Origin of the sequence: Burkholderia pseudomultivorans, assembly GCF_902499075.1 — a bacterium.
Lineage (GTDB): Bacteria > Pseudomonadota > Gammaproteobacteria > Burkholderiales > Burkholderiaceae > Burkholderia > Burkholderia pseudomultivorans.
This window is the reverse complement of record NZ_CABVPP010000001.1, coordinates 90,848-115,735: the sequence shown is the minus strand read 5'-3', so window position 1 is coordinate 115,735 and position 24,888 is coordinate 90,848. Positions and strand designations below refer to the sequence as shown.

25 protein-coding genes are annotated in these 24,888 nt (G+C 70.3%); 17 read left to right on the top strand and 8 right to left on the bottom strand.

The annotated features are described in order from the left end of the window. The first annotated feature begins 235 nt into the window (after positions 1–235). The 4 genes from BST28156_RS00520 to BST28156_RS00505 are packed head-to-tail and all read left to right on the top strand — an operon-like array spanning position 236 to position 3,787. Positions 236–1,168 (top strand): 4-hydroxyproline epimerase, encoded by a 933-nt coding sequence (locus tag BST28156_RS00520; protein WP_174901363.1) that lies wholly within the window; start codon positions 236–238, stop codon positions 1,166–1,168. Beyond that, positions 1,165–2,292: an NAD(P)/FAD-dependent oxidoreductase gene (locus tag BST28156_RS00515; RefSeq protein ID WP_174901130.1), complete on the top strand. Its 1,128-nt coding sequence runs from the start codon at positions 1,165–1,167 to the stop codon at positions 2,290–2,292. The genes BST28156_RS00520 and BST28156_RS00515 overlap by 4 nt, the downstream gene beginning before the upstream one ends. Beyond that, positions 2,289–2,522, top strand: a complete 234-nt coding sequence (locus BST28156_RS00510; RefSeq protein WP_060238640.1) for a 2Fe-2S iron-sulfur cluster-binding protein — start codon at positions 2,289–2,291, stop codon at positions 2,520–2,522. Before BST28156_RS00515 ends, BST28156_RS00510 begins: the two co-directional genes overlap by 4 nt. Further along, positions 2,519–3,787, top strand: a complete 1,269-nt coding sequence (locus BST28156_RS00505; protein WP_174901129.1) for an NAD(P)/FAD-dependent oxidoreductase — start codon at positions 2,519–2,521, stop codon at positions 3,785–3,787. The genes BST28156_RS00510 and BST28156_RS00505 overlap by 4 nt, the downstream gene beginning before the upstream one ends. A 121-nt stretch (positions 3,788–3,908) precedes the next feature. Here BST28156_RS00505 and BST28156_RS00500 read toward each other — a convergent pair whose 3' ends face one another. Further along, positions 3,909–4,853, bottom strand: a complete 945-nt coding sequence (locus tag BST28156_RS00500; RefSeq protein WP_060238633.1) for a LysR substrate-binding domain-containing protein — start codon at positions 4,851–4,853, stop codon at positions 3,909–3,911. Between the two features lie 165 nt (positions 4,854–5,018). On the opposite strand from BST28156_RS00500, the gene gtdA reads away from it, so the two are divergent. From gtdA to BST28156_RS00460, 8 genes are all read left to right on the top strand, one after another. Next, positions 5,019–6,065 carry a gentisate 1,2-dioxygenase gene (gtdA, locus tag BST28156_RS00495; protein ID WP_174901128.1) on the top strand — a complete coding sequence of 349 codons (1,047 nt, stop codon included), beginning with the start codon at positions 5,019–5,021 and terminating at the stop codon, positions 6,063–6,065. 94 nt (positions 6,066–6,159) lie between these two features. After that, entirely contained in the window at positions 6,160–6,858 is a 699-nt protein-coding gene (locus tag BST28156_RS00490) for a fumarylacetoacetate hydrolase family protein (protein ID WP_174901127.1), read from the top strand. Between the two features lie 24 nt (positions 6,859–6,882). Further along, positions 6,883–7,524 (top strand): maleylacetoacetate isomerase, encoded by a 642-nt coding sequence (gene maiA, locus BST28156_RS00485; protein ID WP_060238624.1) that lies wholly within the window; start codon positions 6,883–6,885, stop codon positions 7,522–7,524. Between the two features lie 19 nt (positions 7,525–7,543). Next, positions 7,544–8,752, top strand: coding sequence for a 3-hydroxybenzoate 6-monooxygenase (locus BST28156_RS00480; RefSeq protein WP_174901126.1), 1,209 nt, complete (start codon positions 7,544–7,546; stop codon positions 8,750–8,752). A gap of 60 nt (positions 8,753–8,812) precedes the next feature. After that, positions 8,813–10,165, top strand: coding sequence for an MFS transporter (locus tag BST28156_RS00475; protein ID WP_174901125.1), 1,353 nt, complete (start codon positions 8,813–8,815; stop codon positions 10,163–10,165). A 109-nt stretch (positions 10,166–10,274) separates the two neighbouring features. Continuing rightward, positions 10,275–10,625, top strand: coding sequence for an ArsR/SmtB family transcription factor (locus BST28156_RS00470; protein WP_437341277.1), 351 nt, complete (start codon positions 10,275–10,277; stop codon positions 10,623–10,625). After that, entirely contained in the window at positions 10,615–11,049 is a 435-nt protein-coding gene (locus BST28156_RS00465) for a YeeE/YedE family protein (RefSeq protein WP_060238611.1), read from the top strand. The genes BST28156_RS00470 and BST28156_RS00465 overlap by 11 nt, the downstream gene beginning before the upstream one ends. Before the next feature lies 1 nt (position 11,050). Further along, complete coding sequence (locus tag BST28156_RS00460) at positions 11,051–11,494, top strand: DUF6691 family protein (RefSeq protein ID WP_174901124.1); 444 nt, start codon at positions 11,051–11,053, stop codon at positions 11,492–11,494. 28 nt (positions 11,495–11,522) lie between these two features. Here BST28156_RS00460 and BST28156_RS00455 read toward each other — a convergent pair whose 3' ends face one another. Continuing rightward, entirely contained in the window at positions 11,523–11,876 is a 354-nt protein-coding gene (locus BST28156_RS00455) for a hypothetical protein (protein ID WP_060238602.1), read from the bottom strand. Positions 11,877–12,078: 202 nt separating this feature from the next. Between BST28156_RS00455 and BST28156_RS00450 the strand changes: the two genes are divergently transcribed. Then, the gene (locus BST28156_RS00450) at positions 12,079–13,572 is read left to right on the top strand and encodes an aminotransferase-like domain-containing protein (RefSeq protein ID WP_174901123.1); all 1,494 of its coding nucleotides are present in this window, start codon (positions 12,079–12,081) and stop codon (positions 13,570–13,572) included. Positions 13,573–13,658: 86 nt separating this feature from the next. On the opposite strand, the gene BST28156_RS00445 is transcribed toward BST28156_RS00450, so the two are convergent. The 3 genes from BST28156_RS00445 to BST28156_RS00435 all read right to left on the bottom strand — a co-directional run bounded on the left by BST28156_RS00445 (position 13,659) and on the right by BST28156_RS00435 (position 17,071). Further along, on the bottom strand, positions 13,659–13,934 hold the full coding sequence (locus tag BST28156_RS00445) for a CppA family protein (protein ID WP_174901122.1): 276 nt from the start codon (positions 13,932–13,934) through the stop codon (positions 13,659–13,661). A 96-nt stretch (positions 13,935–14,030) separates the two neighbouring features. Then, positions 14,031–15,611 (bottom strand): cytochrome-c peroxidase, encoded by a 1,581-nt coding sequence (locus BST28156_RS00440; RefSeq protein ID WP_437341279.1) that lies wholly within the window; start codon positions 15,609–15,611, stop codon positions 14,031–14,033. Beyond that, complete coding sequence (locus BST28156_RS00435) at positions 15,608–17,071, bottom strand: metallophosphoesterase family protein (protein ID WP_174901120.1); 1,464 nt, start codon at positions 17,069–17,071, stop codon at positions 15,608–15,610. Before BST28156_RS00435 ends, BST28156_RS00440 begins: the two co-directional genes overlap by 4 nt. Before the next feature lie 171 nt (positions 17,072–17,242). On the opposite strand from BST28156_RS00435, the gene BST28156_RS00430 reads away from it, so the two are divergent. Beyond that, entirely contained in the window at positions 17,243–18,097 is an 855-nt protein-coding gene (locus BST28156_RS00430) for a class I SAM-dependent methyltransferase (RefSeq protein ID WP_174901119.1), read from the top strand. 78 nt (positions 18,098–18,175) lie between these two features. Here the strand turns inward: BST28156_RS00430 and BST28156_RS00425 are convergent, their stop codons facing one another. The 3 genes from BST28156_RS00425 to BST28156_RS00415 all read right to left on the bottom strand — a co-directional run bounded on the left by BST28156_RS00425 (position 18,176) and on the right by BST28156_RS00415 (position 20,921). After that, positions 18,176–18,487 (bottom strand): hypothetical protein, encoded by a 312-nt coding sequence (locus BST28156_RS00425; RefSeq protein ID WP_174901118.1) that lies wholly within the window; start codon positions 18,485–18,487, stop codon positions 18,176–18,178. Between the two features lie 58 nt (positions 18,488–18,545). After that, complete coding sequence (locus tag BST28156_RS00420; protein ID WP_059478356.1) at positions 18,546–20,567, bottom strand: BCCT family transporter; 2,022 nt, start codon at positions 20,565–20,567, stop codon at positions 18,546–18,548. Positions 20,568–20,696: 129 nt separating this feature from the next. Then, complete coding sequence (locus BST28156_RS00415; RefSeq protein ID WP_174901117.1) at positions 20,697–20,921, bottom strand: hypothetical protein; 225 nt, start codon at positions 20,919–20,921, stop codon at positions 20,697–20,699. Between the two features lie 19 nt (positions 20,922–20,940). Here BST28156_RS00415 and BST28156_RS00410 point away from each other — a divergent pair, with 19 nt between their 5' ends. Genes BST28156_RS00410 through BST28156_RS00400 form a run of 3 tightly spaced genes read left to right on the top strand, consistent with a single transcriptional unit; the run spans position 20,941 to position 24,785 of the window. Further along, positions 20,941–21,885 carry a MurR/RpiR family transcriptional regulator gene (locus tag BST28156_RS00410; protein ID WP_174901116.1) on the top strand — a complete coding sequence of 315 codons (945 nt, stop codon included), beginning with the start codon at positions 20,941–20,943 and terminating at the stop codon, positions 21,883–21,885. Next, complete coding sequence (locus tag BST28156_RS00405; RefSeq protein WP_174901115.1) at positions 21,882–22,871, top strand: isoaspartyl peptidase/L-asparaginase family protein; 990 nt, start codon at positions 21,882–21,884, stop codon at positions 22,869–22,871. The genes BST28156_RS00410 and BST28156_RS00405 overlap by 4 nt, the downstream gene beginning before the upstream one ends. Positions 22,872–22,898: 27 nt before the next feature. After that, positions 22,899–24,785 carry a dipeptide ABC transporter ATP-binding protein gene (locus tag BST28156_RS00400; RefSeq protein WP_174901114.1) on the top strand — a complete coding sequence of 629 codons (1,887 nt, stop codon included), beginning with the start codon at positions 22,899–22,901 and terminating at the stop codon, positions 24,783–24,785. Positions 24,786–24,888 lie beyond the last annotated feature (103 nt).

Below are 24,888 nucleotides of genomic sequence, written 5' to 3'. Positions count from 1 at the left end.
GGGGAAGCCTGCGCGCCGTCGTCAGGGGAACGGAACCCAGTATCGCCGCGCAAACCCTCATCGCGCTTGAGTCATTTCCCGGAGCAGAATGACGAAATCGGCATAGCCGTCGCGGCTCGGACAAGACCGCTTCGCACTATGCCGATTTCGTCGTCGTCCTTATCGAAAACCCACAAGCGGCCGGACGCGCGACGGAGGAAGCTATGCCCCTTTCCCCACTTTCGGACGACGCATGATGAAGCGCATCCAGATCATCGATTCGCACACGGGCGGCGAACCCACGCGGCTCGTCGTGTCCGGCTTTCCGTCGCTCGGCAACGGCACGATGGCCGAGCGGCGCGACCGGCTCGCACGCGAGCACGATCGCTATCGCACCGCCTGCATTCTCGAACCGCGCGGCAGCGACGTGCTCGTCGGCGCGCTGCTGTGCGAGCCGGTGTCGGCCGACGCGGCGGCCGGCGTGATCTTCTTCAACAACAGCGGGTATCTCGGGATGTGCGGGCACGGCACGATCGGCGTCGTGCGCACGCTGCATCACATGGGCCGCATCGCGCCGGGCGTTCACCGGATCGAGACGCCGGTCGGCACCGTCGAGGCGACGCTGCACGACGATCTTTCGGTCAGCGTGCGCAACGTGCCAGCGTATCGCCACGCAAAGGGCGTCGCCGTCGACGTGCCGGGCTATGGCCCCGTCACCGGCGACATCGCCTGGGGCGGCAACTGGTTCTTCCTGATCAGCGATCACGGCCAGCGCGTCGCCGGCGACAACGTCGCGGCGCTGACCGCGTATGCGTCCGCGGTGCGCGAAGGGCTCGAACGCGCGGGCATCACGGGCGCGAACGGCGGCGAGATCGACCACATCGAACTGTTTGCCGACGATCCCGAGCACGACAGCCGCAGCTTCGTGCTGTGCCCGGGCCTCGCGTACGACCGTTCGCCGTGCGGCACCGGCACCAGCGCGAAGCTCGCGTGCCTCGCGGCCGACGGCAAGCTCGCGCCGGGCGTCGTGTGGCGGCAGGCGAGCGTGATCGGCAGCGTGTTCCACGCGAGCTATGCGCAAACCGACGGCGGCATCGTGCCGACGATTCGCGGCAGCGCGCACCTGAGCGCGGAAGCGACGCTGCTGATCGAGGACGACGATCCGTTCGGCTGGGGCATCGCGTCGTGAGCGCAGCGGGGACCGATGTCGTCGTGATCGGCGCCGGCATCGTCGGCGCGGCGTGCGCGCACGAGTTCGCGCAGCGCGGGCTGCGCGTGATCGTCGTCGACGATGCGAGCGGCGGCGCGACCGGCGCGGGCATGGGCCACCTCGTCGCGATGGACGACAACGCGGCCGAGCTTGCGCTGAGTCATTACTCGATCGAGCTGTGGCGTGCGTTGAGCGGCGAGATGCCGGAAGGGTGCGCGTATCGCAACTGCGGCACGCTGTGGCTCGCGGCCGACGCGCACGAGATGGACCTGGCGCGCGCGAAGCAGGCGACGCTGGCCGCGCACGGCGTGGCCGGCGAGCTGATCGACGCGGCGACGCTCGCGCGACTGGAACCGATGCTGCGTCCGGGCCTCGGCGGCGCGCTGAAGATTCCCAGCGACGGCATCCTGTATGCGCCGGCGACGGCGAACTGGCTGCTGCAGCGCGTGCCGGGCATCACGCTGCGGCGCGAGCGGGCCGTCGGCGTCGACGGCGCGAGCGTGACGCTCGCGAGCGGCGACGTGCTGCGCGCGCAGCGCGTGGTCGTCGCGAACGGCGTCGCCGCGCGCACGCTGCTGCCCGAACTGCCGCTGCGCCCGAAAAAGGGTCACCTGCTGATCACCGATCGCTATCCGGGGCGCGTCGCGCACCAGCTCGTCGAACTCGGCTATGCGGCGAGCGCGCATGCGAGCGACGGCACGTCGGTCGCGTTCAACGTGCAGCCGCGGCCGACCGGCCAGCTGCTGATCGGCTCGTCGCGCCAGTTCGACACCGAGGATGCGCGCATCGAGCCGCCCGTGCTCGCGCGCATGCTGCGCCGCGCGGTCGGCTATCTGCCGGACCTGGCCGAGCTGAACGGGATCCGCGCATGGACGGGATTCCGTTCGGCGAGCCCCGACGGCCTGCCGCTGCTCGGCGAGCACCCGGCGCGGCCGGGCGTATGGCTCGCGGTCGGGCACGAAGGGCTCGGCGTGACGACCGCACCGGGCAGTGCGCGGCTCGTCGCCGCGCTGATGGCCGGCGAACGGCCGCCCATCGACATCGAACCGTATTTGCCGGGACGTTTCCTGACCACGTCCCCTGTAGCCGGAGCGCTTTCATGATCATTCACCTGGACGGCCGCGCGCTGACGGTGGCCGACGGTGCGACCGTCGCGGCCGCCGTCGCGGCGAGCGACGACGACACGACGCGCGTGTCGTGCACCGGCGCGCCGCGCGCGCCCTTTTGCGGGATGGGCATCTGCCAGGAATGCCGGATGACGATCGACGGCCGCCGCCGGCTCGCGTGCCAGACGCTGTGCCGCGACGGCATGCAGGTGGAGCGGACGCGATGAAACAGCAACGACTGAGCGTCGACGTCGCGATCGTCGGTGCGGGGCCGGCCGGGCTGTCGGCCGCGCGCGCAGCTGCGCAAAGCGGCGCGACGATCGCGATCGTCGACGACAATCCGCGCGCGGGCGGACAGATCTGGCGACAGCCGGCGGCCGCGTCGCCGGTGCCGGCTGCGGCCGAGCGCCTTGCGGTGCTGCGGCAGCCGAACGTCACGCATCTCGCGGCGACGCGCATCGTCGCCGAAACGCAACCGGGCACGCTGCTGCTCGAGGACGACGAGCGCGGGCTGCTGCTCGACTACCGGACGCTGATCCTGTGCTGCGGTGCGCGCGAGCTGCTGCTGCCGTTTCCGGGCTGGACGCTGCCGGGCGTCACCGGCGCGGGCGGCTTGCAGGCGCTGATCAAGTACGGCCTCGACGTGCGCGGGCAGCGCACGGTGATCGCGGGCAGCGGGCCGCTGTTGCTGGCGAGCGCGGCAACCGCCCGCCAGGCCGGCGCGCGCGTGTCGCACGTGCTCGAACAGGCGGCATGGGACGACGTCGCGCGCTTCGGCGCGGGGCTGTGGCGCTGGCCGTCGAAGCTCGCGCAGGCGGCGAAGCTCGTCACGGCCGCGTATCGACCGGACGCGCATGTGGTCGCGGCGTTCGGCGACAAGCGGCTCGAGGGCGTGCGGATCCGGCAAGGCGGGCGCGAGTTCGACGTCGAATGCGACCGGCTTGCCTGCGGTTTCGGCCTCGTGCCCAACACCGTGCTGCCGAGCCATCTCGGCTGCCGGATCGAAGACGGCGCGGTGGCGGTCGATGCGCACCAGCGCACGAGCCGCGACGGGCATTTCGCGGCGGGCGAGTGTACCGGCGTCGGCGGCAGCGAGCTGGCGATGATCGAAGGCGAGATTGCCGGCCATGCGGCGACCGGGCAGACCGCGCCGCTGGCCGCGCTGGTCGCGCGGCGCGCGCACTGGCAGGCGTTTGCCGACGCGGTGCGGGAACGCTTCGCGATCCGCGAGCCGATCCGCCGGCTCGCGCGGCCCGATACGCTGCTGTGCCGCTGCGAGGACGTGCGCTTCGACGCGGTCGCGGGTGCGCCGGGCTGGACCGCCGCGAAGCTGCAATCGCGTTGCGGGATGGGTGCGTGCCAGGGCAGGGTGTGCGGGGCGGCCGCGCAGGCGCTGTTCGGCTGGACGCCGCCGGTGCCGCGCACGCCGCTCGTGCCGGCGCGGATCGGCACGCTGACGCTCGAATGCGACGCGCGCTGCGACGGCGCGTGATGGCTAGCATGTGTTTCGCTGCCGGGGCAAATCCCGGTGCGGAGCACGCGCATGAACAGGCCCCGCTCTTGACCCGCGGCGTCTGACGCCGAAGCGGCCCCGGTTGCGCCGGGCCGCCGATTCAATCCGTCGCCGTGGTTGCCGTTTCGCCGGCCTGCGGCGTCGCACACGCCCGCAGGCATTCGATCGCGGTCGCCACCGCCGCGCGATTCTCGCTGTCGGGATGCCAGTACATCGACACCGCGCCCTGGCCTTCGAGCTGCATCGGCAGGATGCGCAGCGCGTTCATCTGCGCGAAGCGCGTCGCGGCGCGTTGCGACGCGACGCCGAGCAGCGACGTATTGTTCAGCAGCGTGATGTTGAGGATCGACGAGTTCGATTCGACGCAGTGCGGCGGCTGCGTGCGGCCGGCCGCCGTCAGCGCGGCCTCCAGCGCATTGTGCACGGGCGTGCCGGCCGGCCAGACGATCCACGGGTACGCGAACACGTCGTCCCAGCCGACCGACGCGGCTTCGGCGAGCGGATGATCGCGCCGCGCGACGAACACGACCGGATCGACATACAGCGCCTCGACCTGCAGCAGCGGATCGACGGACGCGGAACCGGAACGCCCGACCACGATGTCCAGTTCGCCGCGCGCCAATTGCGGCATCAACTGGACCATCGTGCTTTCGGTGAGCCGCACCTGGGCGCGCGGCATCCGTTTCAGCAGCTGCGACACCGCGAGCGGCACCGTGTCGGCTGCGGCGACGCCCGACGTGCCGATCGTCACGAGGCCGCTGCCGCCTTCGCGCAGCGCGGCCATGTCGTCGCGCGCGATGTCGAGCTGCGCGTCGACCCGCCGCGCGTGCTCGATCAGCGCCTCGCCGTACGGCGTCGGCCGCAGCCCGCGCGCGTGCCGTTCGAACAGCGGCAGCCCGACATCCTCCTCCAGCTCTTTCAGCCATTTCGACAGCGCCGGCTGCGTAGTCGCGAGCGCCGCCGCCGACTGGCTCAGATTGCCTGTGCTGGCCACGCTCAGCAGCACCTGCAGATGCCGCAGCCGCAGCCGGTAAGTCCAGTCCATCGCACACCTCGTATCGGAAGATATATCCAAAACAATATGGATTAGATGATTTGACCATTTTACCGGGTATGCCTTCGTCGAATATAAATGTGTCAACGGACTGATGGACGCGGTCCCGCCCCGACACAGCGCCGATGCCCGATCGGCCGACATCAAGGAGACACCATGACCACCCGACATCCGGATGCGTCGCGCGCCGCCTACTACGCACGGATCGCCGAGCAGCGCCTGACGCCGCTGTGGGAATCGCTGCACAGCCTCGTGCCGAAGACGCCGCAGCCGGCCGCGCAGGCCGCGATCTGGAAGTACGCGCAGGTGCGCGACCTGGTGATGCAGGCCGGCGACGTGATCAGCGCGGAAGAGGCCGTGCGCCGCGTGCTGGTGCTGGAGAATCCCGGGCTGCCGGGCAAGTCGAGCATGACGCCGAACCTGTATGCGGGCCTGCAACTGATCCTGCCGGGCGAGATCGCGCCGAGCCATCGCCATACGCAGTCGGCGCTGCGCTTCATCGTCGAAGGGCGCGGCGCGTGGACCGCGGTGAACGGCGAGCGCACGACGATGCATCCGGGCGACTTCATCATCACGCCGTCGTGGACCTGGCACGACCACGGCAATCCGTCGGTAGAGGCCGGCGGCGAGCCGGTCGTGTGGCTCGACGGGCTCGACATCCCGCTCGTCGCGCATCTCGACGCGGGCTTCGCGGAGAACTACCCGGAAGCCGTGCAGCCCGTCAGCCGGCCCGAAGGCGACAGCTTCGCGCGCTACGGCCACAACATGCTGCCGGTGCGGCATCGCGCGACCGATCCGACCTCGCCGATCTTCAGCTATCCGTATGCGCGCAGCCGCGAGGCGCTCGACGCGCTGTACCGGAACGGCGAGTTCGACGCGTGGGACGGCGTGAAGCTGCGCTACGTGAACCCGGCGACGGGCGGCTGGCCGATGCCGACCATTGCGACCTTCATGCAGTTCCTGCCGGCCGGCTTCGACGGCCGCACATATCGCAGCACCGACGCGACGATCTACTGCGTCGTCGAAGGCAGCGGCACCGCGCATATCGGCGGCGACGCGTTCGCGTTCGAGCCGCACGACATCTTCGTCGCGCCGTCGTGGGTGCCGGTGCGGCTGTCGGCGTCGTCCGACAGCGTGCTGTTCAGCTATTCCGACCGGCCCGTGCTGTCCGCGCTGAACCTGCTGCGCGAAGCGCGCGACTGACACCGCCGGCCGCCGCGTCGCGGCGATCCGTTTCGTGCGCCGCGCAAGCGGCGCGTACTCCTCACTCGTTGTTCAAGCTGGAGCCGTTCCGATCATGACTTTCGTTTTCCCGCCCGAAGCCCCGGTCGTCCTTTCCGTCGCCGGCAGCGACGCCCGGTTCGCGGTGCGCCGCGTGTACTGCGTCGGCCGCAACTATGCCGCCCATGCGCGCGAAATGGGCTTCGATCCCGATCGCGAGCCGCCGTTCTTCTTCTGCAAGCCGGCCGATTCGGTCGTGCCGGTCGCGTACGGCGAGACGCTCGATCTCGCGTATCCGTCGCAGACGCAGAACTATCACTACGAGGCCGAGCTTGTCGCGGTGATCGGCAAGGGCGGTGCGGACATTCCGCTCGACAGCGCGCTCGACCACGTGTGGGGCTATGCGGTCGGTCTCGACATGACGCGCCGCGACCTGCAGATGAAGATGCGCGAGATGGGCCGGCCGTGGGAAATCGGCAAGGCGTTCGACCGTTCGGCGCCGATCGGCCCGGTGCATCCGGCGAGCGAAGTCGGCCATTTCGAGCAGGGCGGCCTGTGGCTGACCGTCAACGGTGCGACCAGGCAGAAGAGCGACGTGTCGCACCTGATCTGGTCGGTCGCGGAGACGGTCGCGGACCTGTCGAAGTTTTTCCGCCTCGAACCGGGCGACGTGATCTTCACGGGCACGCCGGAGGGCGTCGGCGCGGTAGTCGCAGGCGATGTGATGCGGGTCGGCGTCGAGCGACTCGGCGAGCTGACCGTGCGCGTGGTCTGACGCGCGTTCCGGAAAGGTGCCATCGTGAAACTGCACAGCTTCTTCAACAGTTCGACCTCCTATCGGGTGCGCATCGCGCTCGCGCTGAAGGGTTTGCCGTACGACACGCTGCCGGTAAACATCCGCACCGGCGAGCACCGCGACGCCGGCTACGTCGAACGCGTGAACCCGTCGGCGTCGGTGCCCGCGCTGATCGACGGCGATTTCCGTCTCGGCCAGTCGCTTGCGATCCTCGACTACCTCGACCAACTGCATCCGCAGCCGCGGCTGATTCCGCTCGAGCCGCGGCAGCGCGCCCGCGTGCTGGAACTCGCGACGCTGATCGCCTGCGACATCCATCCAGTCAACAACCTGCGCGTGCTGCGCTATCTCGATACCGAACTGAAGGTCGCGCCGCAGCAGAAAAGCGCGTGGTACCGGCACTGGATCGCCGAAGGGATGGCCGGCGTCGAGCGGCTGCTCGCGCGCGCGGACACGGGCCCGTGGTGTTTCGGCGATGCGCCGACGCTGGCCGACGTGTGCCTGGTGCCGCAGGTCGCGAATGCGCTGCGGATGGATTGCGACCTGAGCCCGTATCCGCGCAGCCTCGCGGTGTACGAACACGCGCAGCGCGAGCCGGCCTTCGTGGCCGCCCAGCCGCAGCGCCAACCGGATTACGTCGCCTGAGGCGATTTCGGAGACAGACATGAATCAGACAGGAGACAAGGGCCGGCACGTGCTCGTGATCGGCGGCGGCATCGGCGGGCTGGCGGCGGCGCTCGTACTCGCGCGCCAGGGCATTCGCGTGAAGCTGCTCGAACAGGCCCCGGAGATCGGCGAGATCGGTGCGGGCATCCAGCTCGCCGCGAACGCGTTCAATGCGCTCGATGCGCTCGGCGTCGGCGAGGCGGCGCGCAGCCGTGCGGTGTTTACCGACTGGCTGCAGCTGATGGACGCGGTCGACGCGCAGGAGGTCGCGCGCATCGATACGGGTGCCGCGTATCGCGAGCGGTTCGGCAATCCGTATGCGGTGATTCATCGCGCGGACATCCATCTGTCGATCTACGAGGCGGTCCGGGATCATCCGCTGATCGAATTCCGCACCAGCACGCAGGTGTGCGCATTCGAGCAGGACGACAGCGGCGTGACCGTGACCGACCAGCACGGCGAACGCTATCGCGCCGACGCGGTGATCGGCTGCGACGGCGTGAAATCCGCGATCCGTCAAGCGCTGATCGGCGACGCGCATCGCGTGACGGGGCATGTCGTGTATCGCGCGGTGGTCGACGTCGACAACATGCCGAAGGATCTGCAGATCAATGCGCCGGTCGTGTGGGCCGGCCCGCATTGCCATCTCGTCCACTACCCGCTGCGCGGCGGGCGGCAGTACAACCTCGTCGTCACGTTCCACAGTCGCGAGCAGGAAACCTGGGGCGTGCGCGAGGGCAGCAAGGAGGAGGTGCTGTCGTATTTCGACGGGATTCATCCGCTGCCGAAGCAGATGCTCGACCGGCCGACATCGTGGAAGCGCTGGGCGACCGCCGACCGCGATCCGGTCGAGCGCTGGAGCGTGGGCCGCGCGACCGTGCTCGGCGACGCCGCGCATCCGATGACGCAGTACATCGCGCAGGGCGCGTGCCAGGCGCTCGAGGACGCGGTGACGCTCGGCGCGGCCGTCACGCAGGCCGACGGCGATTTCGAGGCGGCGTTTGGGCTGTACGAACGCGTGCGGATTCCGCGTACCGCGCGCGTGCTGTATTCGGCGCGCGAGATGGGGCGGATCTATCACGCGAAGGGCGTCGAGCGGCAGGTGCGCAATGCGCTGTGGGTCGGACGCACGCAGGCGCAGTTCTACGACGCGCTCGACTGGCTGCACGGCTGGCGCGCGGAGGACTGCCTGAAGTCCGCCGTGTAACGCACGCGCCGCGCGCTGCCGGCGGTGTCGCGCGCCCGCCATCCTGGAGGAGACACCATCATGACCAATACGCTGTCCATCGACGTCAGCGAATGGATCGATCGTCATCGCGTTGCGCCGTTTCAGGCCGCGATCGTCGTGCTGTGCTTTTTGATCGTCGCGATCGACGGCTTCGACACCGCGTCGATCGGCTTCATCGCGCCGGTGATACGCGCGGAATGGGGGCTGTCGCCCGCGCAGCTCGCGCCCGTGTTCGGCGCGGGGCTCGCCGGGCTGATGGCCGGCGCGCTCGTGTTCGGGCCGTTCGGCGACCGGTTCGGACGCAAGCGCCTGCTGCTCGCATGCGTTGCGTGCTTCGGCATCGCGAGCGCCGCGTCGGCGAGCGCGGGCGGGCTGACCGAGCTGATCGCGTGGCGTTTCGCGACCGGCCTCGGGCTGGGCGGCGCGATGCCGAACGCGATCACGCTGACCTCCGAATACTGTCCGGCGCGGCGCCGCTCGCTGCTCGTGACGACGATGTTCTGCGGCTTCACGATCGGCTCCGCGCTCGGCGGGCTCGCGGCCGCGTCGCTGATCGAACGCGACGGCTGGCGCGCGGTGCTGCTGGTCGGCGGCGCCGCGCCGCTGCTGCTGCTGCCGGTGCTCGCGTGGCGGCTGCCGGAATCGGTGCGCTACCTCGTCAACGCGGGCGCGGCGCGCGAACGGATCGCGGCGATGCTGGCCCGCATCGAGCCGGACCCGCACCTCGCGCACGCGTCGTTCGTCGCGCCGCGCGGCAAGCCGGCGGGGTCGCCGCTGGGCCGCCTGTTCGGGCCGGATCTGCTGCGCGGCACGCTGCTGCTGTGGCTCGCGTTCTTCATGAGCCTGCTGGTGATCTACCTGTTGTCGAGCTGGCTGCCGACGCTGCTGCGCACGACCGGCGCGACGCTGCAGACGGCCGCGCGCGTGACCGCGATGTTCCAGATCGGCGGCACGCTCGGCGCGATCGTGCTCGGCTGGCTGATGGACCGCTTCGATCCGCATCGCGTGCTCGCGTGCAGCTATGCGGCCGCCGGCGCGTTCGTCGCGGCGATCGGCGTCTGCGCAGCATCGCCTTGGGGCGCCGCGCTGGCCGTGTTCGCGGCCGGCTTCTGCGTGTCGGGCTCGCAGGTCGGCGCGAATGCGCTGTCGGCCGCGTTCTATCCGACCGAGTGCCGAACCACGGGCGTGAGCTGGGCGAACGGGATCGGCCGCGGCGGATCGGTGGTCGGGTCGATGGCGGGCGGCGCGATGCTGGCGATGGGGCTGCCGTTGCCGACCGCGTTCGCGGTCGTCGCGGCGCCGTGCGTGATCGCCGGGATCGCGGTGTTCGCGCTCGGCGCGGGCGCGAAGCGGGCGTCGGTGGCGGACGCCATCGCGGGCGAGCAGGTTTGAGCGGAGCCGGGCGTTCAGGCGGGTTCAGATATGGTTCGGAAGAGCCGCGAGGTCGGATGTTATATGAATCTATATAATGTTTGTTTCGCAATTGTTGTTTCGCCCGCCGATGACCGTCGAATTCTCCGCCGATTTTCCCGACCCCGATCGAATGCGGGCGGCCGCCGAATCCGCGTGCGCGCTGCTCAAGGTTCTGTCGAATCCCGACCGGCTGCTGCTGCTCTGCGAGCTGTCGCAGGGCGAACGCTGCGTGAGCCAGCTCGAGGCGCGGCTGGACATCCGCCAGCCGACGCTGTCGCAGCAGCTCGGCGTGCTGCGCGACCACGCGCTGGTCCGTACGCGCCGCGAAGGCAAGAACATTCATTACACGCTCGACAGCCCCGCCGCGATCGCGGTGATGGGCGTGCTGTACGAGCAGTTCTGCGGCCCGGCCGCGAAAGGGGAGCGCGATGCAGCTTGATGCGCTTCATTTCACGCCGTGGCTGTCGCTGGCCGGCGGCGTGCTGATCGGGTTCGCCGTTGCGTGGCTGGTGGCGTTCAACGGACGGATCGCCGGGATCAGCGGCATCGTCGGCGGCCTGCTCGCGTCGGGCTTTGCGGAGCGCGGCTGGCGGGCGGCGTTCGTCGCCGGCTTGATCGCCGCGCCGCTGGCGATGCGCATCGCAGGCGAAGCCGTGACGCCGCAGGTCGACACCGGCTGGCCCGAACTGCTCGCGGCCGGCCTGCTGGTCGGGATCGGCACGCGCTATGCGGGCGGGTGCACGAGCGGCCACGGCGTGTGCGGGCTGTCGCGCGGCGCGGTGCGGTCGGTGGTCGCGACGGCGACCTTCATGCTTGCGGGATTCGTGACCGTGTTTGTGCGACGTCACGTGATCGGAGGGTGACATGCCGGCCGCCTTCGCTTTTGTCTCCGGGTTGCTGTTCGGGATCGGCCTCATCGTGTCGGGGATGGCCAATCCGCAGAAAGTGCTCGGCTTCCTCGATCTCGCAGGCCGCTGGGATCCGTCGCTCGCATTCGTGATGGCGGGAGCGACCGGTGTCGCCGTGTTCGCATTCGCATGGGCGAAGCGCCGGCCGCGTTCGTGGCTCGGTCTGCCGATGCAGATGCCGACGGCGCGCGCGATTACGGTGCGCCTCGTGGCCGGCAGCGCGGCATTCGGCGTCGGCTGGGGGCTCGCGGGGTTCTGCCCGGGGCCGGCGATCGTGTCGATCGGCCTGGGATCGGTCAAGGGCATCGCGTTCGTCGGCGCAATGCTGGCCGGGATGGCGTTGTTCGAATGGCCGCTCCAGCGCGGGACGGCGCGCCGCGGGCGTCGGCAAAGCGGCTGACGTTCGCGCGACGCGACCGGCCGCGACGTCAGCGGCGTGCGCGCACCCGCAGGCTGCCGAGCAGTTGTGCGGGCAGCCCGCGCAGGATCGCCAGCCACCGGCCGAGCGGGCGATGGCGATCGGCAGACGCCGCCGCCACCGTCGCACGGACCGTGCCGGCGCCATTGGCGGCCAGCGTCACATGACCGTCGGCCTCGATCGTCAGGCATTCGCCTTCGGCCAGCACGCGCCGGAGGCCCGCGGGCGCGTCCGGCAGCCAGTCGAGCCCGCCGTGACGCAACGTGACGGCGAGCGCGCCGTCCAGCACGACCACCTGACTACCCTTGTCGAACCACGCAATGTGGCTTTGCCCGGCGTCGAGCCGGATGTCTTGCGTTCGCATGGCGGATCCCGTTCCGATTGTTCCGGTCGCGCGGCCCCGCGACGGCGAGGCGGCAACCTGGAGTCAGGTTACGGAAACGGACGCGGACGCGACAGATTCAGGGGACGGGAATCTGTTGCGATGCAGCCGGCGGTTTTGCGTCGCTGTATCGGCGGGTTTCCCCCGAATCTGTATCTGGCGGGCATGGCGCTGCGCGGGCACGATGGCCCGCATGACATCTTTTACCGACGCATCCCGCGGCCTGTTGCCGATGGCCGGCGAGCCGTTGTACGAACGGCTCGCCGAGCACTACCGCCGCATCATCTCGGCCGGCACGCTGTTGCCCGGCGACCGGATGCCGTCGGTGCGCGCGTTCATGTCGCAGCACGGCGTGAGCCTGTCGACGGCGATCCAGACGTTCCGTCGGCTCGAAGACACCGGCTGGTGCGAGGCGAAGCCGCGTTCGGGCTACTTCGTGCGCAGCCGCGCGTCGCTTGCGCTCGACGCGCTGCCCGAAACCGACGGGCCGCCGCTGTCGGTCGAGCCGCCGTTCGCGGGCCTGCACGAGCGCGTGTCGCGCGTGATCGACCGCGGGAATGCGGCGGTCGATGCACTGAATCTCGGCGGCGCGTCCGCGTCGGCCGCGCTGTATCCGACCGAACGCCTGCAGGCGCTGGCGATCCGGTTGCTGCGCCGCCAGCCGACGCTGCTGACCGATGCGGGGCGCGTCGGCGGCTCGCTCGAGTTTCGGCAGGCGATGGCGAAGCGCGCGCTGTCGTACGGCGTGGCCGTGTCGCCGGACGACGTGCTGTCGACGAGCGGCGGCGTCGACGCCGTGAATCTCGCGCTGCGCGCAGTCGCGCGGCCCGGCGACACGATCGCGATCGAATCGCCGGCGTTCTTCGGGCTGATCCAGTTGCTCGAAAGTCTCGGACTGCGTGCGCTCGAGATTCCGGCCAGCCCGACCACCGGTTTGTCGGTCGAGGCGCTCGAAGTGGCGCTGACCGCGTATCCGGACATTCGCGCGGTGGTCGTCGTGCCGAACCTGCAGAACCCGCTTGGCAGCGTGATGCCCGACGAGCGCAAGGCCGCACTCGTCGCGTTGTGCGCGAGCCGGGGCGTGGCCGTGATCGAGGACGAGCCTTACCGCGAACTCGTCGAAGCGCCGCAAACCGTAAAGCCCGTCAAGGCGTGGGATCGCGACGGCACGGTGATCTACTGCCCGTCGTTCAACAAGGTGCTCGCCCCCGGCATGCGGCTCGGCTGGATGAGCGCGGGGCGCTGGCACGCGCGCGCGAAGATGCTGAAGTTCGCGCAAAGCCGGCACAACGCCGCGCTGCTTCAGGCCGTGGCGGCCGAATTTGTCGGCTCGGGCGCGTTCGACCGCCATCTGCATCGGTTCCGCGAACAACTGCGGGTGCAGCGCGACGCGACGATCGATGCGATTGCGCGCCATTTTCCGGCCGGCACACGGATGAATCGGCCGCCGGGCGGAATGCTGCTGTGGATCGCGCTGCCCGACGGCGTGCATTCGGATGCATTGTTCGACGCCGCGCTGGCGCATGGCGTGCGGATTGCGCCCGGTTCGATCTTCTCGAATTCCGACCGCTTCGATGCGTATATCCGCATCGGATGCCCGCAGACGTTCGACGCCACGCAAGAAGCGGCGATCGAAACGCTCGGCCGCCTCGCGCGCGAAGCGGTCGCGGCGGCCTGAATCGGGCAACTGCCGACGGGCGACGGCTCGCCCGCATCGGCGTTCGACCGGCCCGCTCGAACCGCCGGGCGCAGGCGGCCGCATTCTCAGCGCCCGGCCGTATGCGCGGCGAGGTGTTCACGAATCAGGGACAGATAGCGATCGCCCACCGAGAAGTCGCGCGCGACGCGCGGCAAGCTTGCGTGACGCAGCGTGGCCGGCGCGTTCATGCCCAGATACCGGCACACGGCGGACGGGAACGGCTTGCGTGTATGCCCGAGTTGACGGGCCGCGCGCTCGACGCGGGCGTCGCCGACCTGGGCACGCAGCCATGCCAGCACTTGGCGATCGGTGTCGTTGACGATACGGACCAGATGTTCCATCGCACACTCCACTGTTCATCGATACAGTACTGTAAATATAACCAGTGTTCGGGGCGGCCGCAAGCGGCGCACGGGCCGCTGGCCGTTCGGCCAGGGTCAGCGCGCCGAGGCGGCGGTGCGGGAGAGCGGGACGCCCGGTGTGGCCGGCGTCCCGCCGGCGGGCGTGGCAGCGGCGACCTGCGCGTAGCGCGCGTCGGTCAGCGTGCCGAGGAAGGCGACGATGTCGTCGATTTCCGCGTCGGTCAGCGCGGGCGGCGTGCCGGGCCGGCGGTTCATCGGGGTCGAGTTGACGTTGATGTTGCCGCGATAGGCGGCCGGCACGTCGTCGAACGTCGTCGCGCCGTGATACCAGCGGCGCGGGTCGGTCGAGCGCGTGTTGTAGAACGCGACCGCGTCGCGCAGCGTCGTGAACACGCCGTTGTGCATGAAGGTCTGTTTCACGGCGACGTTGCGCAGCCCCGGCGTGCGCAGGTAGCCGCACCATTGCGTCGGGTCCGGCCAGCGCAGACGGCGCGCGGTGTCGCACAGCCCGTTGTCGAAGCGGCGCGGGTCGCGGTTCGCGGGCAGCGCGCGATTGCGCGGCACCGCGATCGCGTCGTAGCCGAAATCGGTGAACAGCGAGCGTTCCGGGCGGCTCGACGTGTCCGACAGCGTGTGGCAGGTCATGCAATTGCCCTTGTCGGGATTCCGGAACAGTGCGAGACCGCGCATTTCGGCCGGCGCGAGCGGCGTGCGCGTGCGCAGGTACGCGTCGAACCGCGACGTGAACGGCGCCATCTCGTCGCTTTGCAGATACGCTTCGACGGCCAGCCCCAGCGCGCGGACGAGCTGCGCGGGATCGCGCCGCACCGATGCGCCGAAGCGCGCGGCGAGATCGGGAGCGAGTTCGGTCGCGTCGACCTTGCGCAGCAGCGCGGCCGGCGAGCGGTTGTTCATCTCGTCCGGATCGAGCAGCGGCCCGCGGATCTGCTCGGCGAGCGTGTCCGCGCGGCCGTCGGCGAACAGTCCGCCGAACGGCGACGGCGCCGGCGCATCGTCGTCCTGATAGAAGTGGCGGCGCGGCACATAGCGCACGTACAGCAGCGACGGCGCGTTGCGCGCGCTGAAGTGCCCGGGCCGGCTGCCTTGCGGCACGCTGGGCCCCGCGAGCGAAGCCGCCGACAGCGTCGGCGCGAATGCGCGGCCCGGATCGTGACAGCCGGCGCACGACATCCCGCGCGGCTCGGACAGCCGCGTGTCGAAGAAGATCCGGCGGCCGAGCGCGACGAGCGTCGGGTCGGGGGCGAAACGCGCGGTTGCCGCGTCGATCTTGCCGGCGACCTGCGGTGTGCCGTTGCCGACGATGTCGACCACGCGCGACGGCGGCGCGCCGGGCAGCAGCACCGTTTCCGAAGGCGGCGCGGCGCTTGCCGTAAGCGCCAGCCCGGCAAGCGTCGCGGCCGCGCATGCCAGCAGCATGCGTTTTCGGCGGGCGAGCGCGGAGACGGAAGTCCGGCCCGGCGCTGCGGCCCAATTTACCGAAGCAGTCGAAACGGCAGCCGGAGCGAGCACTTCGAAAGGAACCGCGCCCGCAGCCGCAGCGGAAACCTGTCCCGACGCCGTGTGCGACTTCGTCACGACCGCGCACCGATCGCGCGAGCGCGCCGAACGACGCGCGTATCGAACCTCGTCGATCACGGCGCAATGAACCCCGTCTTGTCGCATGCGAGCGTCGTGCCCGACTGGTCGCACGACGCGAGCAGCTTGCCCGCCGCCGAATACGCGTGGAATACCCAGCCCGTCGCCGGCGCCGCGCGCCGTTCCATGATCAGGAAGCCGAAGCTGTTGTTGTGCGACAGCCGTTCGATCACGGCGCCCGGCGCGGGCGTCAGGTCGGCCGGGAACGGATCGGGCAGCGCGACGTCGAGATTGTCGCCGCCGTTGCCGGACACGATCGTCGCCGGATGCCCGGACGAGAAGTTGATCGCCTGGAAATCGTGCACGTGGCCGTGCAGCGCGACATGCACGCCGGGCGGGTAGTACGCCTGCGCGTTGAGGCTCGACATCACCGACTGCAGCGCGAGGTTGCCCGGCGCGGGCGTGCTGCCCGCGATCGGCGCGAACGCGAGGATCGGATGATGGTTCGTGAAGATCGTCGTCGTCATGCCGGCCTTCGACGCGAGCGCCGCGACGGTCTGGAACTGCTTCCGATAGATCCCGAACTGCGCGTCGGTCGGCTTCAGCGGATTGCGGCCGACCTTCGCGGTGTCGAACACGATCACCTGCGTGCCGCCGCCGAGCGACACCGCATACGGCTCCGAGTAGTTCGCGTCGTTGTCGTTGGCCGGGTCGTCGCACGAACGGGCGGCCGCGTACGGGTGCGGATCGAGGAAGCGGAACCAGCCCTGGCCGGCGCGTGCGCATTCCTCGTGATTGCCGCGCACGACGATCCACGGCGCCTTCGCGAACAGCGGCGCGGCCGGCCGGAACAGGTCGGCCTGCCACGTATCCCAGCCGTAGCCCCATGGGCTGTCCTTGCAGCCGGCGATGTCCGGCGGGCACGCGTTCTCGCGGTAGTGATAGTCGCCGATATGCATGACCAGATCCGGCGACAGCTTCGCGACGCTCGCCGCGATCGTGTCGAACGGCCAGACCGTTGCGTCGTTGCAGGCCTGCCACGCGTTGTCGGCCTTCTTCATCCGGCAGCCGGTGTCGGCGATGATCGCAATGCGCTGCGGCTGCGCTTTCGGCAGCGGCAGCGCGCGGCCCGCGACGCTCGCCGACTGCGCGTCGGACGGCAGCGTCGCTTCGCAAACGGAAACCGGAAAGCTCGACGGCTTCGAATCGGCCGGATCGCTGGCGGTCGGTCGCTGCGGCACGGTCGCGGCGCCCGCGCGCAGCGTCATGCGCGACAGTTTCCCGTCGACGGCCAGTTGCGGACACAGCGGATCGCCGGACGACGCGGGCTGGTAAGTCGTGATCGCGCGCGCGATCGCCTGGTTCGCGTCGCCGATCTCGACCCACGCGGCCTGCACGTTGATCGCGGCGCTGGCCGGATCGGCCGGTGCATCGATGTGGTTCGAACACGCGGATAGCGAGGCGAGGGCCGCAAGGGCCGCGCAGCGCGCGAGCAACGCGCGCGGGAAGAGTCGTCGCATGGGAGGCACCGTGGAAAAGTCGTCAACGATACGCAGCGCGAATGTAAGAAATATGAAAAGAAGGCGAGGCGATGCTTGCCGGAACGAGCGTCGCGACAGTCTTGACTTCAAGCCGGCTTGAGGCGGCACAGTCTGATTCACGATCAACGCAGCAGGCAAGGGGAATCGGAGATGGAACAGGCGCAGCCCAACGAAGAACAGTCCGCGCTGTGGAACGGCCCGTCGGGACGCGCGTGGGTCGACATACAGGCGCCGCTCGACCGGATGTTCGAACCGGTCGGCACGCTGCTCGCGGATACGGCCGCCGCATCGTCCGCGCGCAGCGTGCTCGACGTCGGCTGCGGGACGGGCGCGGTCACGCTCGCGATCGCGCGGCGGCTCGGCGCGGATGCGCAGTGCACGGGCGTCGACATCTCGGCGCGGATGATCGACGCGGCGCACGCGCGTGCGCAACGCAGCGGCCTGCGTGTGCGCTTCGTATGTGCGGATGCGCAGACGCATGCGTTCGCGCCCGCCAGCGTCGACCTGATTGTGTCGCGCTTCGGCGTGATGTTTTTCGACGATCCGGTCCGAGCGTTCGCGAATCTGCGGCGCGCGGCGCGCATCGATGCGGAGCTGAGATTCGTCGCGTGGCGCAGCGCGCTCGACAATCTGTTCATGACGACCGCCGAGCGGGCCGCGGCGCCGCTGCTGCCGGACCTGCCGCCGCGGCGGCCCGGCGCGCCCGGGCAGTTCGCGTTCGGCGACCGGCAGCGGATCGCCTCGGTGCTGTCCGGCAGCGGCTGGGCCGACATCGCGATCGAGCCGGTCGACATCGCATGCGCGCTGCCGGAGCCCGCGCCGAACGACTACATCGCGCGACTGGGGCCGGTCGGCCTCGCGCTGCAGCAGGTGGACGATGCGACGCGACGCCGCGTGGTCGAAACCGTCCGCACGGCGTTCGAGCCTTACGTGCAGGGCGCCGACGTGCGGTTCGACGCGGCGTGCTGGCTGGTTACGGCACGCGTGCCGTCGGCGGTGAGGTAAGGGGCAGGCCGGGCGGCCGCGCGCATGACGTGCGCGCCGTTCGGGCGCGATGTCGAGACGGCCGACGGCGCACGCGGCTCAGCCGCGCCGCGCGCGCAGCATCAGCCACGCGCAGCCTGCGGCGACGAGCACGAGTCCGAGCAGGATCGCCTCGACGCCGAGCGCGAAGCCCGGCGGCATCGCGCCGCTGTTCGGCACCGGCGTCAGGTTGCCGGCGACCGCGAACGCGCCGCCGGCCAGCAGCGCCAGGCAGGCGATCCAGTAGAGCTTGCCGCGCGGCGCAGCGGCGCGGATGCGCCAGACCGCGAGGCCGAAGCCGCCGAGATACAGCACGACGAGCGTGCCGAGCGCGACGAAGTCGGCGGTGCGATCGTGCAGGATGCCGCTCATCGCACGGATCCTGCGCGCACTGCGGGCGCGTGCCGCGCGGCCGCGATCGCGCGCGCGTTCATTCCGCCTCCGTCGCGTGCCCCGGCGCGCGGCTCAGCAGGTGCGTGCGCTTGTCGGCCGCGAGCGACACATAGCGCTCGTACTGACGCAGCACGTCGGCGATCACTTCGTCGCCGCGCAGGTATTCGATGTCGTAGCCGAGTCGTCCATCCTCGAAGAACGTGATGATCCCGTACACGTGCGGCCGGGCCGATTCCGGCTCCGCCGCCTCGCGCATCAGGAACGCGGGCGCGGATTTCGCGGTCACGCGCACGCCGTACACGAAGTCGCGCTGTTCGGCGGTTGGCACGGTGAGCCGCACCGCGTCGTCGCTGTCGCGCTGCACGTGCGCATCGACGCCGCCGGCGCGCAGCTCGTCGGCGACCTTGCGCAGCGCGGGCGCGACGGTCTCGGCGACGAACAGGCGCGCGTCGGCCTCGGTCGTCTGCCGCAGGATGTGCGTCAGGCGATGGCGCCAGTGCTGGCCGGTCCAGAAGCTGGTTGCCGGCGCGACGTCCTGCGAATAGTGCGCGCGGTCGGCCGCGAGCCCGCGCCACAGGCTGTAGCAGAGCGCGAGCATGATGACGGCGACCGGCAGCGCGGCGATCAGCGTCATCGCCTGCAGCGCGCCGAGCCCGCCCGCGACGAGCAGCACGGCCGCCGTCACGCCGAGCAGCGCGGCCCAGAACAGCCGTTGCCACACGGGCGAGTGCGCGGCGCCGCGCGTGGCGATCTGGTCGACCACGAACGCGCCCGAATCGGCCGAGGTCACGAAGAACACCGCGATCAGCACGATCGCGACGATCGACAGCAGCTGCGACAGCGGCAGGAAATCGAAGAAGCGGAACAGCAGCGCGTCGACGTTGGTGGCCGTCTGCGCGAGTGCGCCGGCCGCGCCGTGCGTGTCGAGCCAGATCGCGCTGTTGCCGAACACGGTCATCCAGACGAGGTTGAACGCGGTCGGCACGAGCAGCACGCCGATCACGAACTGGCGGATCGTGCGGCCGCGCGAGATGCGCGCGATGAACATGCCGACGAACGGCGACCACGACACCCACCACGCCCAGTAGAGGATCGTCCAGCCGCCGAACCAGCCTTCCTCCCGCGGCGGCGCATAGGCATAGGTGCGGAACGACAGCGCGACGAGGCTCGACAGATACTGGCCGATGTTGTCGCCGAGCGCACGCAGCAGGAACGTGGTCGGCCCCGCGACGGCCACGAACGCGAGCAGCAGGAACGCCAGCAGCAGGTTCAGCTCGGACAGCCGGCGCACGCCCTTGTCGAGGCCGCTGGCGGCGGACGCACCCGCCAGGATCACGACCATGACGACGAGCCCGATGCGAAACGCGTTGCCGCCGGTGTCCCAGCCCGCGACCGTGTGCAGGCCCGCGCTGATCTGCATCACGCCGTAGCCGAGCGTCGTGGCGATGCCGGCGACCGTGCCGACGAGCGCGAACGCATCGACCGCGTGGCCGATCCAGCCATTCACGCGCTCGCGCAGCACCGGATACAGCCCGGAGCGCAGCGTCAGCGGCAGGTTGTAGCGGAAGCCGAAGTACGCGAGCACGAGCCCCATCAGCCCGTATATCGCCCATGCATGGAAGCCCCAGTGAAAGAACGTCATCAGCATCGCTTCGCGCGCGGCGGCGGGCGTCGCGGGATCGACGGTGGGCGGCTTCAGGAAGTGCTGCATCGGCTCGCCGACGCCGAAGTACATCAGGCCGATGCCCATGCCGGCCGCGAACAGCATCGCGGTCCACGACACGAAGCTGAATTCGGGCTCGGCGTCGTCGGGGCCGAGCCGGATGTTGCCGAAGTCGCTCGCGGCGATCAGCACGAGGAACACGAGGAACGCGGTGACGGCAAGCACGTAGAACCAGTCGAAGCGCGCGACGACCCATTGCTGACCGGCGGTGAACAGCGCGCCGGCCTCGTTCGGGAGCAGCGCGCAGACGACGAGCAGTGCGCCGATGAGCGCCAGCGACGGCACGACGACCTGCGGCTTGAACGTCGTGCGGGGCGAGGGACGGGAATCTGGCATGGCTGGCATCCAGTTGTGGGTGCAACGAAGCGCAACGCCGCCCGGCCGCGCAAGGCGCGCGTCGGACCCTGATACGGCGTGCGTCGAGTGTACCCCGGTGTCAGGACTGCAAGAAGGGTTGTGCAGCGATCAGGCTGACAGATTGTAAGGTATCGGCGTGTTCGGGAAAACCCGCATGAGCCGCGACGTCGCGCGCGGCGCGCGTGCCCATTTCGTGTCGAACCCCCGTGCGTCGGGGCTCCGCGGTGCTCGACGACGGCCGCGCAGCGCGGCTGCGGCGGCGAGGGGCGTGACAACCCTGATGAAAATTAATTTTTTCTTCGCCGTGAATTGTGTAAATTGATTTTCATCCATCTTGCACCGCTCGCTGCTCATGACGACCCACGTTCAGCACGACGTCACCCACGACGAACCCGTGATCGCCGAACGCATCGCGTCGGCGATGCCGTCGATGACGCCGATCCACCGGCGCATGGGCGAGTTCGTGCTGGCGAACCCGTTTCGCGCGGCGACGATGCGGATCGACGAACTGGCGCTCGCGGTGAACGCGTCGATCGCGACCGCGAACCGTTTCGCGAAGGCGCTCGGCTTCGACGGCTATCCGGCGATGCGCGCGGCGCTGGTGCGCGGTTTCGAGGCGACGCTCGGGCCGGTCGAGCGGCTGCGTTCGGCGCAGGAGCAGGAGGCCGGCGTGCGCGGCGCCGTCTGGATCGACGCAGTGTTCGACCAGGCGGTCGCGAACATCGAGAGCACCCGCGCGCAGCTCGACGCGGCCGATGTCGAGGCCGCGGTCGAGGCGATCGTCGGCGCGCGGCGCGTGCTGATCCTCGGCGCGGGCTCGAGCGCGTTTCTCGCGGGGCTGATGGAGCACGGCTTGTCGGTGTGTCACGACAATGTGCAGTCGCTCGCGCTGCTCGGCGGCCCGTCGCACGCGGCGCGGCGGCTGTATACGGCCGATGCGCGCGATCTCGTGATCGCGCTCGCGTTTCCGCGCTACGTGAAGGACACGATCGAGCTGGCGCGACGGGCGGCGGCGCGCGGCGCGCGCGTGCTCGGCATTTCCGACGGGCCCGGCTCGCCGCTCGCGCCGATCGCGTCGCTGAACCTGTACGTGAAGGCCGAACGGCGCTTCGCGGCGACGTCGGAGGCGGCCGTGCTCGCGACGATCGAGGCGCTGATCGATGCGGTCGCGCTGCGCACGCACCGCTCCGCGAAGTCCGCCGCCGAGATGACCGAATTCCTGCTGCCCTGGCTCGTGCAGCCGCAAGCGGCGGTGCCGGCCGCCAACCTTTCCATTCCTCGCCCGAAAAAACCATGACTTCGACCGCGATCGTCGCGATTCACGGCGGCGCAGGCACGATCCTGCGCAATGCGATGGACACCGACACCGAACGGCAGTACCGCGCCGAGCTGACCGCGATCCTGCAGGCCGCGCAGCAGGTGCTGGCCGACGGCGGCAGCGCGCTCGACGCCGTGACCGTCGCGGTGCGGATGCTCGAAGACTGCCCGCTGTTCAACGCCGGGCGCGGCGCGGTATACACGGCCGAAGGCGGGCACGAGCTCGACGCCGCGATCATGGACGGCGCGACGCTTGCCGCGGGCGCCGTCTGCTGCGCGACGCGCGTGCGCAATCCGGTGCTCGCCGCACGGCGCGTGATGGAAGCGAGCGAGCACGTGCTGTTCGCGGGCGCGGGCGCCGACGCGTTCGCGGCCGCACAGGGGCTCGAACTCGTCGAGCCCGGCTACTTCGACACCGAGGCGCGCCATGCGCAGTGGCTCAAGGCGCGCGCGGCGGCCGGCACGATGCTCGATCACGACGCCGCGACGTTCGCGTTCGGCGCGGCGCAGCCGCCCGAGCCGCTCGATCCCGATCGCAAGCACGGTACCGTCGGCGCGGTCGCGTGCGACCTGCACGGGCATGTCGCGGCGGCGACGTCGACGGGCGGCATCACCAACAAGCAGCCGGGGCGCGTCGGCGATTCGCCGATCATCGGCGCGGGCTGCTATGCAGACGACGCGACCTGCGCGGTGTCGTCGACCGGCACCGGCGAGATGTTCATCCGGCTCGCGACCGCGCACGACGTCGCCGCGCAGATCGCCTACCGCGGCGCGTCGCTCGCCGACGCCGCGCACGACGTCGTGATGAACAAGCTGCCGCGTCTCGCGGGGCGCGGCGGCATCGTCGCGGTCGACGCGCACGGCAACGTCGCGATGCCGTTCAACACCGAGGGGATGTATCGCGGCTACGCGCGCGTCGGCGAAACGCCGGTCGTCGGCATCTATCGCGACGACGATGCGAGTTGATTCCGGAGCGCCGCAGGAGGCTCACGCATGACTTCGAACCGAAATCCGTCCGGCCTGGTGCTGCCCGAGCAGCGCGTCGTTGCGGTCGACGACCTGTCGGTCACGTTTCGCCGCGAAGGCGCGACCTTCGACGCGGTGCGCAACGTGTCGTTTCACGTCGATCGCGGCGAGACGCTCGCGATCGTCGGCGAATCGGGCTCCGGCAAGTCGGTCACGTCGCTCGCGCTGATGCGGCTGGTCGAGCACGGCGGCGGCGAGATCACCAGCGGCCGGATCGTGCTGCGGCGTCGCGGCGGCGCGCTGCTCGACCTCGCGCAGGCGGGCGCCGCGACGATGCGCGGCATCCGCGGTGCGGACATTGCGATGATCTTCCAGGAGCCGATGACGTCGCTCAATCCGGTGTTTACGGTCGGCGACCAGATCAGCGAGGCGATCGCGCTGCACCAGTCGAAATCGCCGGGCCAGGCGCGCGCGGAAGCGCTGCGCCTGCTCGACCTCGTGCGCATTCCCGAGGCGCGCCGCGTGTTTGCGCGCTACCCGCATCAGCTGTCGGGCGGGATGCGGCAGCGCGTGATGATCGCGATGGCGCTGTCGTGCCGGCCGGCGCTGCTGATCGCCGACGAACCGACCACCGCGCTCGACGTGACGATCCAGGCGCAGATCCTGCAACTGATCCGCGGGCTGCAGGACGAGATGAAGATGGGCGTGATCTTCATCACGCACGACATGGGCGTGGTCGCCGAAGTGGCCGACCGCGTGCTGGTGATGTATCGCGGCGAGAAGGTCGAGGAGGGCGAGTCGGAGCGGATCTTCGCGGCGCCCGTGCATCGCTACACGCGCGCGCTGCTCGCGGCCGTGCCGCGGCTCGGCTCGATGCACGGCACCGACGCGCCCGAGAAATTCCCGCTGCTGAAAGTGGACGGCGCCGGCACGGCCGTTCCGGTGCACGGCGATGCGCAGCCGCACGTCGATCCGGGCGCGCCGCCGGTGCTGCGCGTGCGCGACCTGGTCACGCGCTTTCCGGTGAAGAGCGGGCTGTTCGGCCGCGTGTCGCAATACGTGCATGCGGTCGAGCGCGTGAGCTTCGAACTACGCGCCGGCGAAACGCTCGCGCTGGTCGGCGAGTCGGGCTGCGGCAAGTCGACGACCGGCCGCTCGCTGCTGCGCCTCGTCGAATCGCAGAGCGGCTCGATCGAATTCGACGGCCGCGACATCAGCGCGCTGAAGGGCGCGGACCTGCAGGCGTTGCGCCGGAACATCCAGTTCATCTTCCAGGATCCGTTCGCGTCGCTGAACCCGCGCCTGACGGTCGGCTTCTCGATCATGGAGCCGCTGCTCGTGCACGGCGTCGCGAACGGCCGCGACGCGCAGGCGCGCGTCGACTGGCTGCTCGACAAGGTCGGCCTGCCGCCCGAGGCGGCGCGCCGCTATCCGCATGAATTCTCCGGCGGCCAGCGCCAGCGGATCGCGATCGCGCGGGCGCTCGCGCTGAACCCGAAGGTCGTGATCGCCGACGAATCGGTGTCCGCGCTCGACGTGTCGGTGCAGGCGCAGATCGTCAACCTGATGCTCGACCTGCAGCGCGAACTCGGCGTCGCGTACCTGTTCATCTCGCACGACATGGCCGTCGTCGAGCGCATCAGCCATCGCGTCGCGGTGATGTATCTCGGCCAGATCGTCGAGATCGGCCCGCGCCGCGCGGTGTTCGAGGCGCCGCAGCATCCGTACACGAAGAAGCTGATGAGCGCGGTGCCGGTCGCCGATCCCGCGCGCCGGCATGCGCCGCGCCAGCTCGCGGCGGACGAGATCCCGAGCCCGATCCGCGCGGTCGGCGACGAGCCCGTCGTCGCGCCGCTCGTCGCGGTCGGGCCCGGGCATTACGTCGCGACGCATCGCGTCGGCGGCGCGTACTGACGCAGCGCCATGCCGTCGCGCACGCGTTGCGACGCGTTTTTTTCCAAAGCGGGGGCGTCGTCCCGCGAATTCATCACGCGTCACAGAACCTTGCACAGGAGCC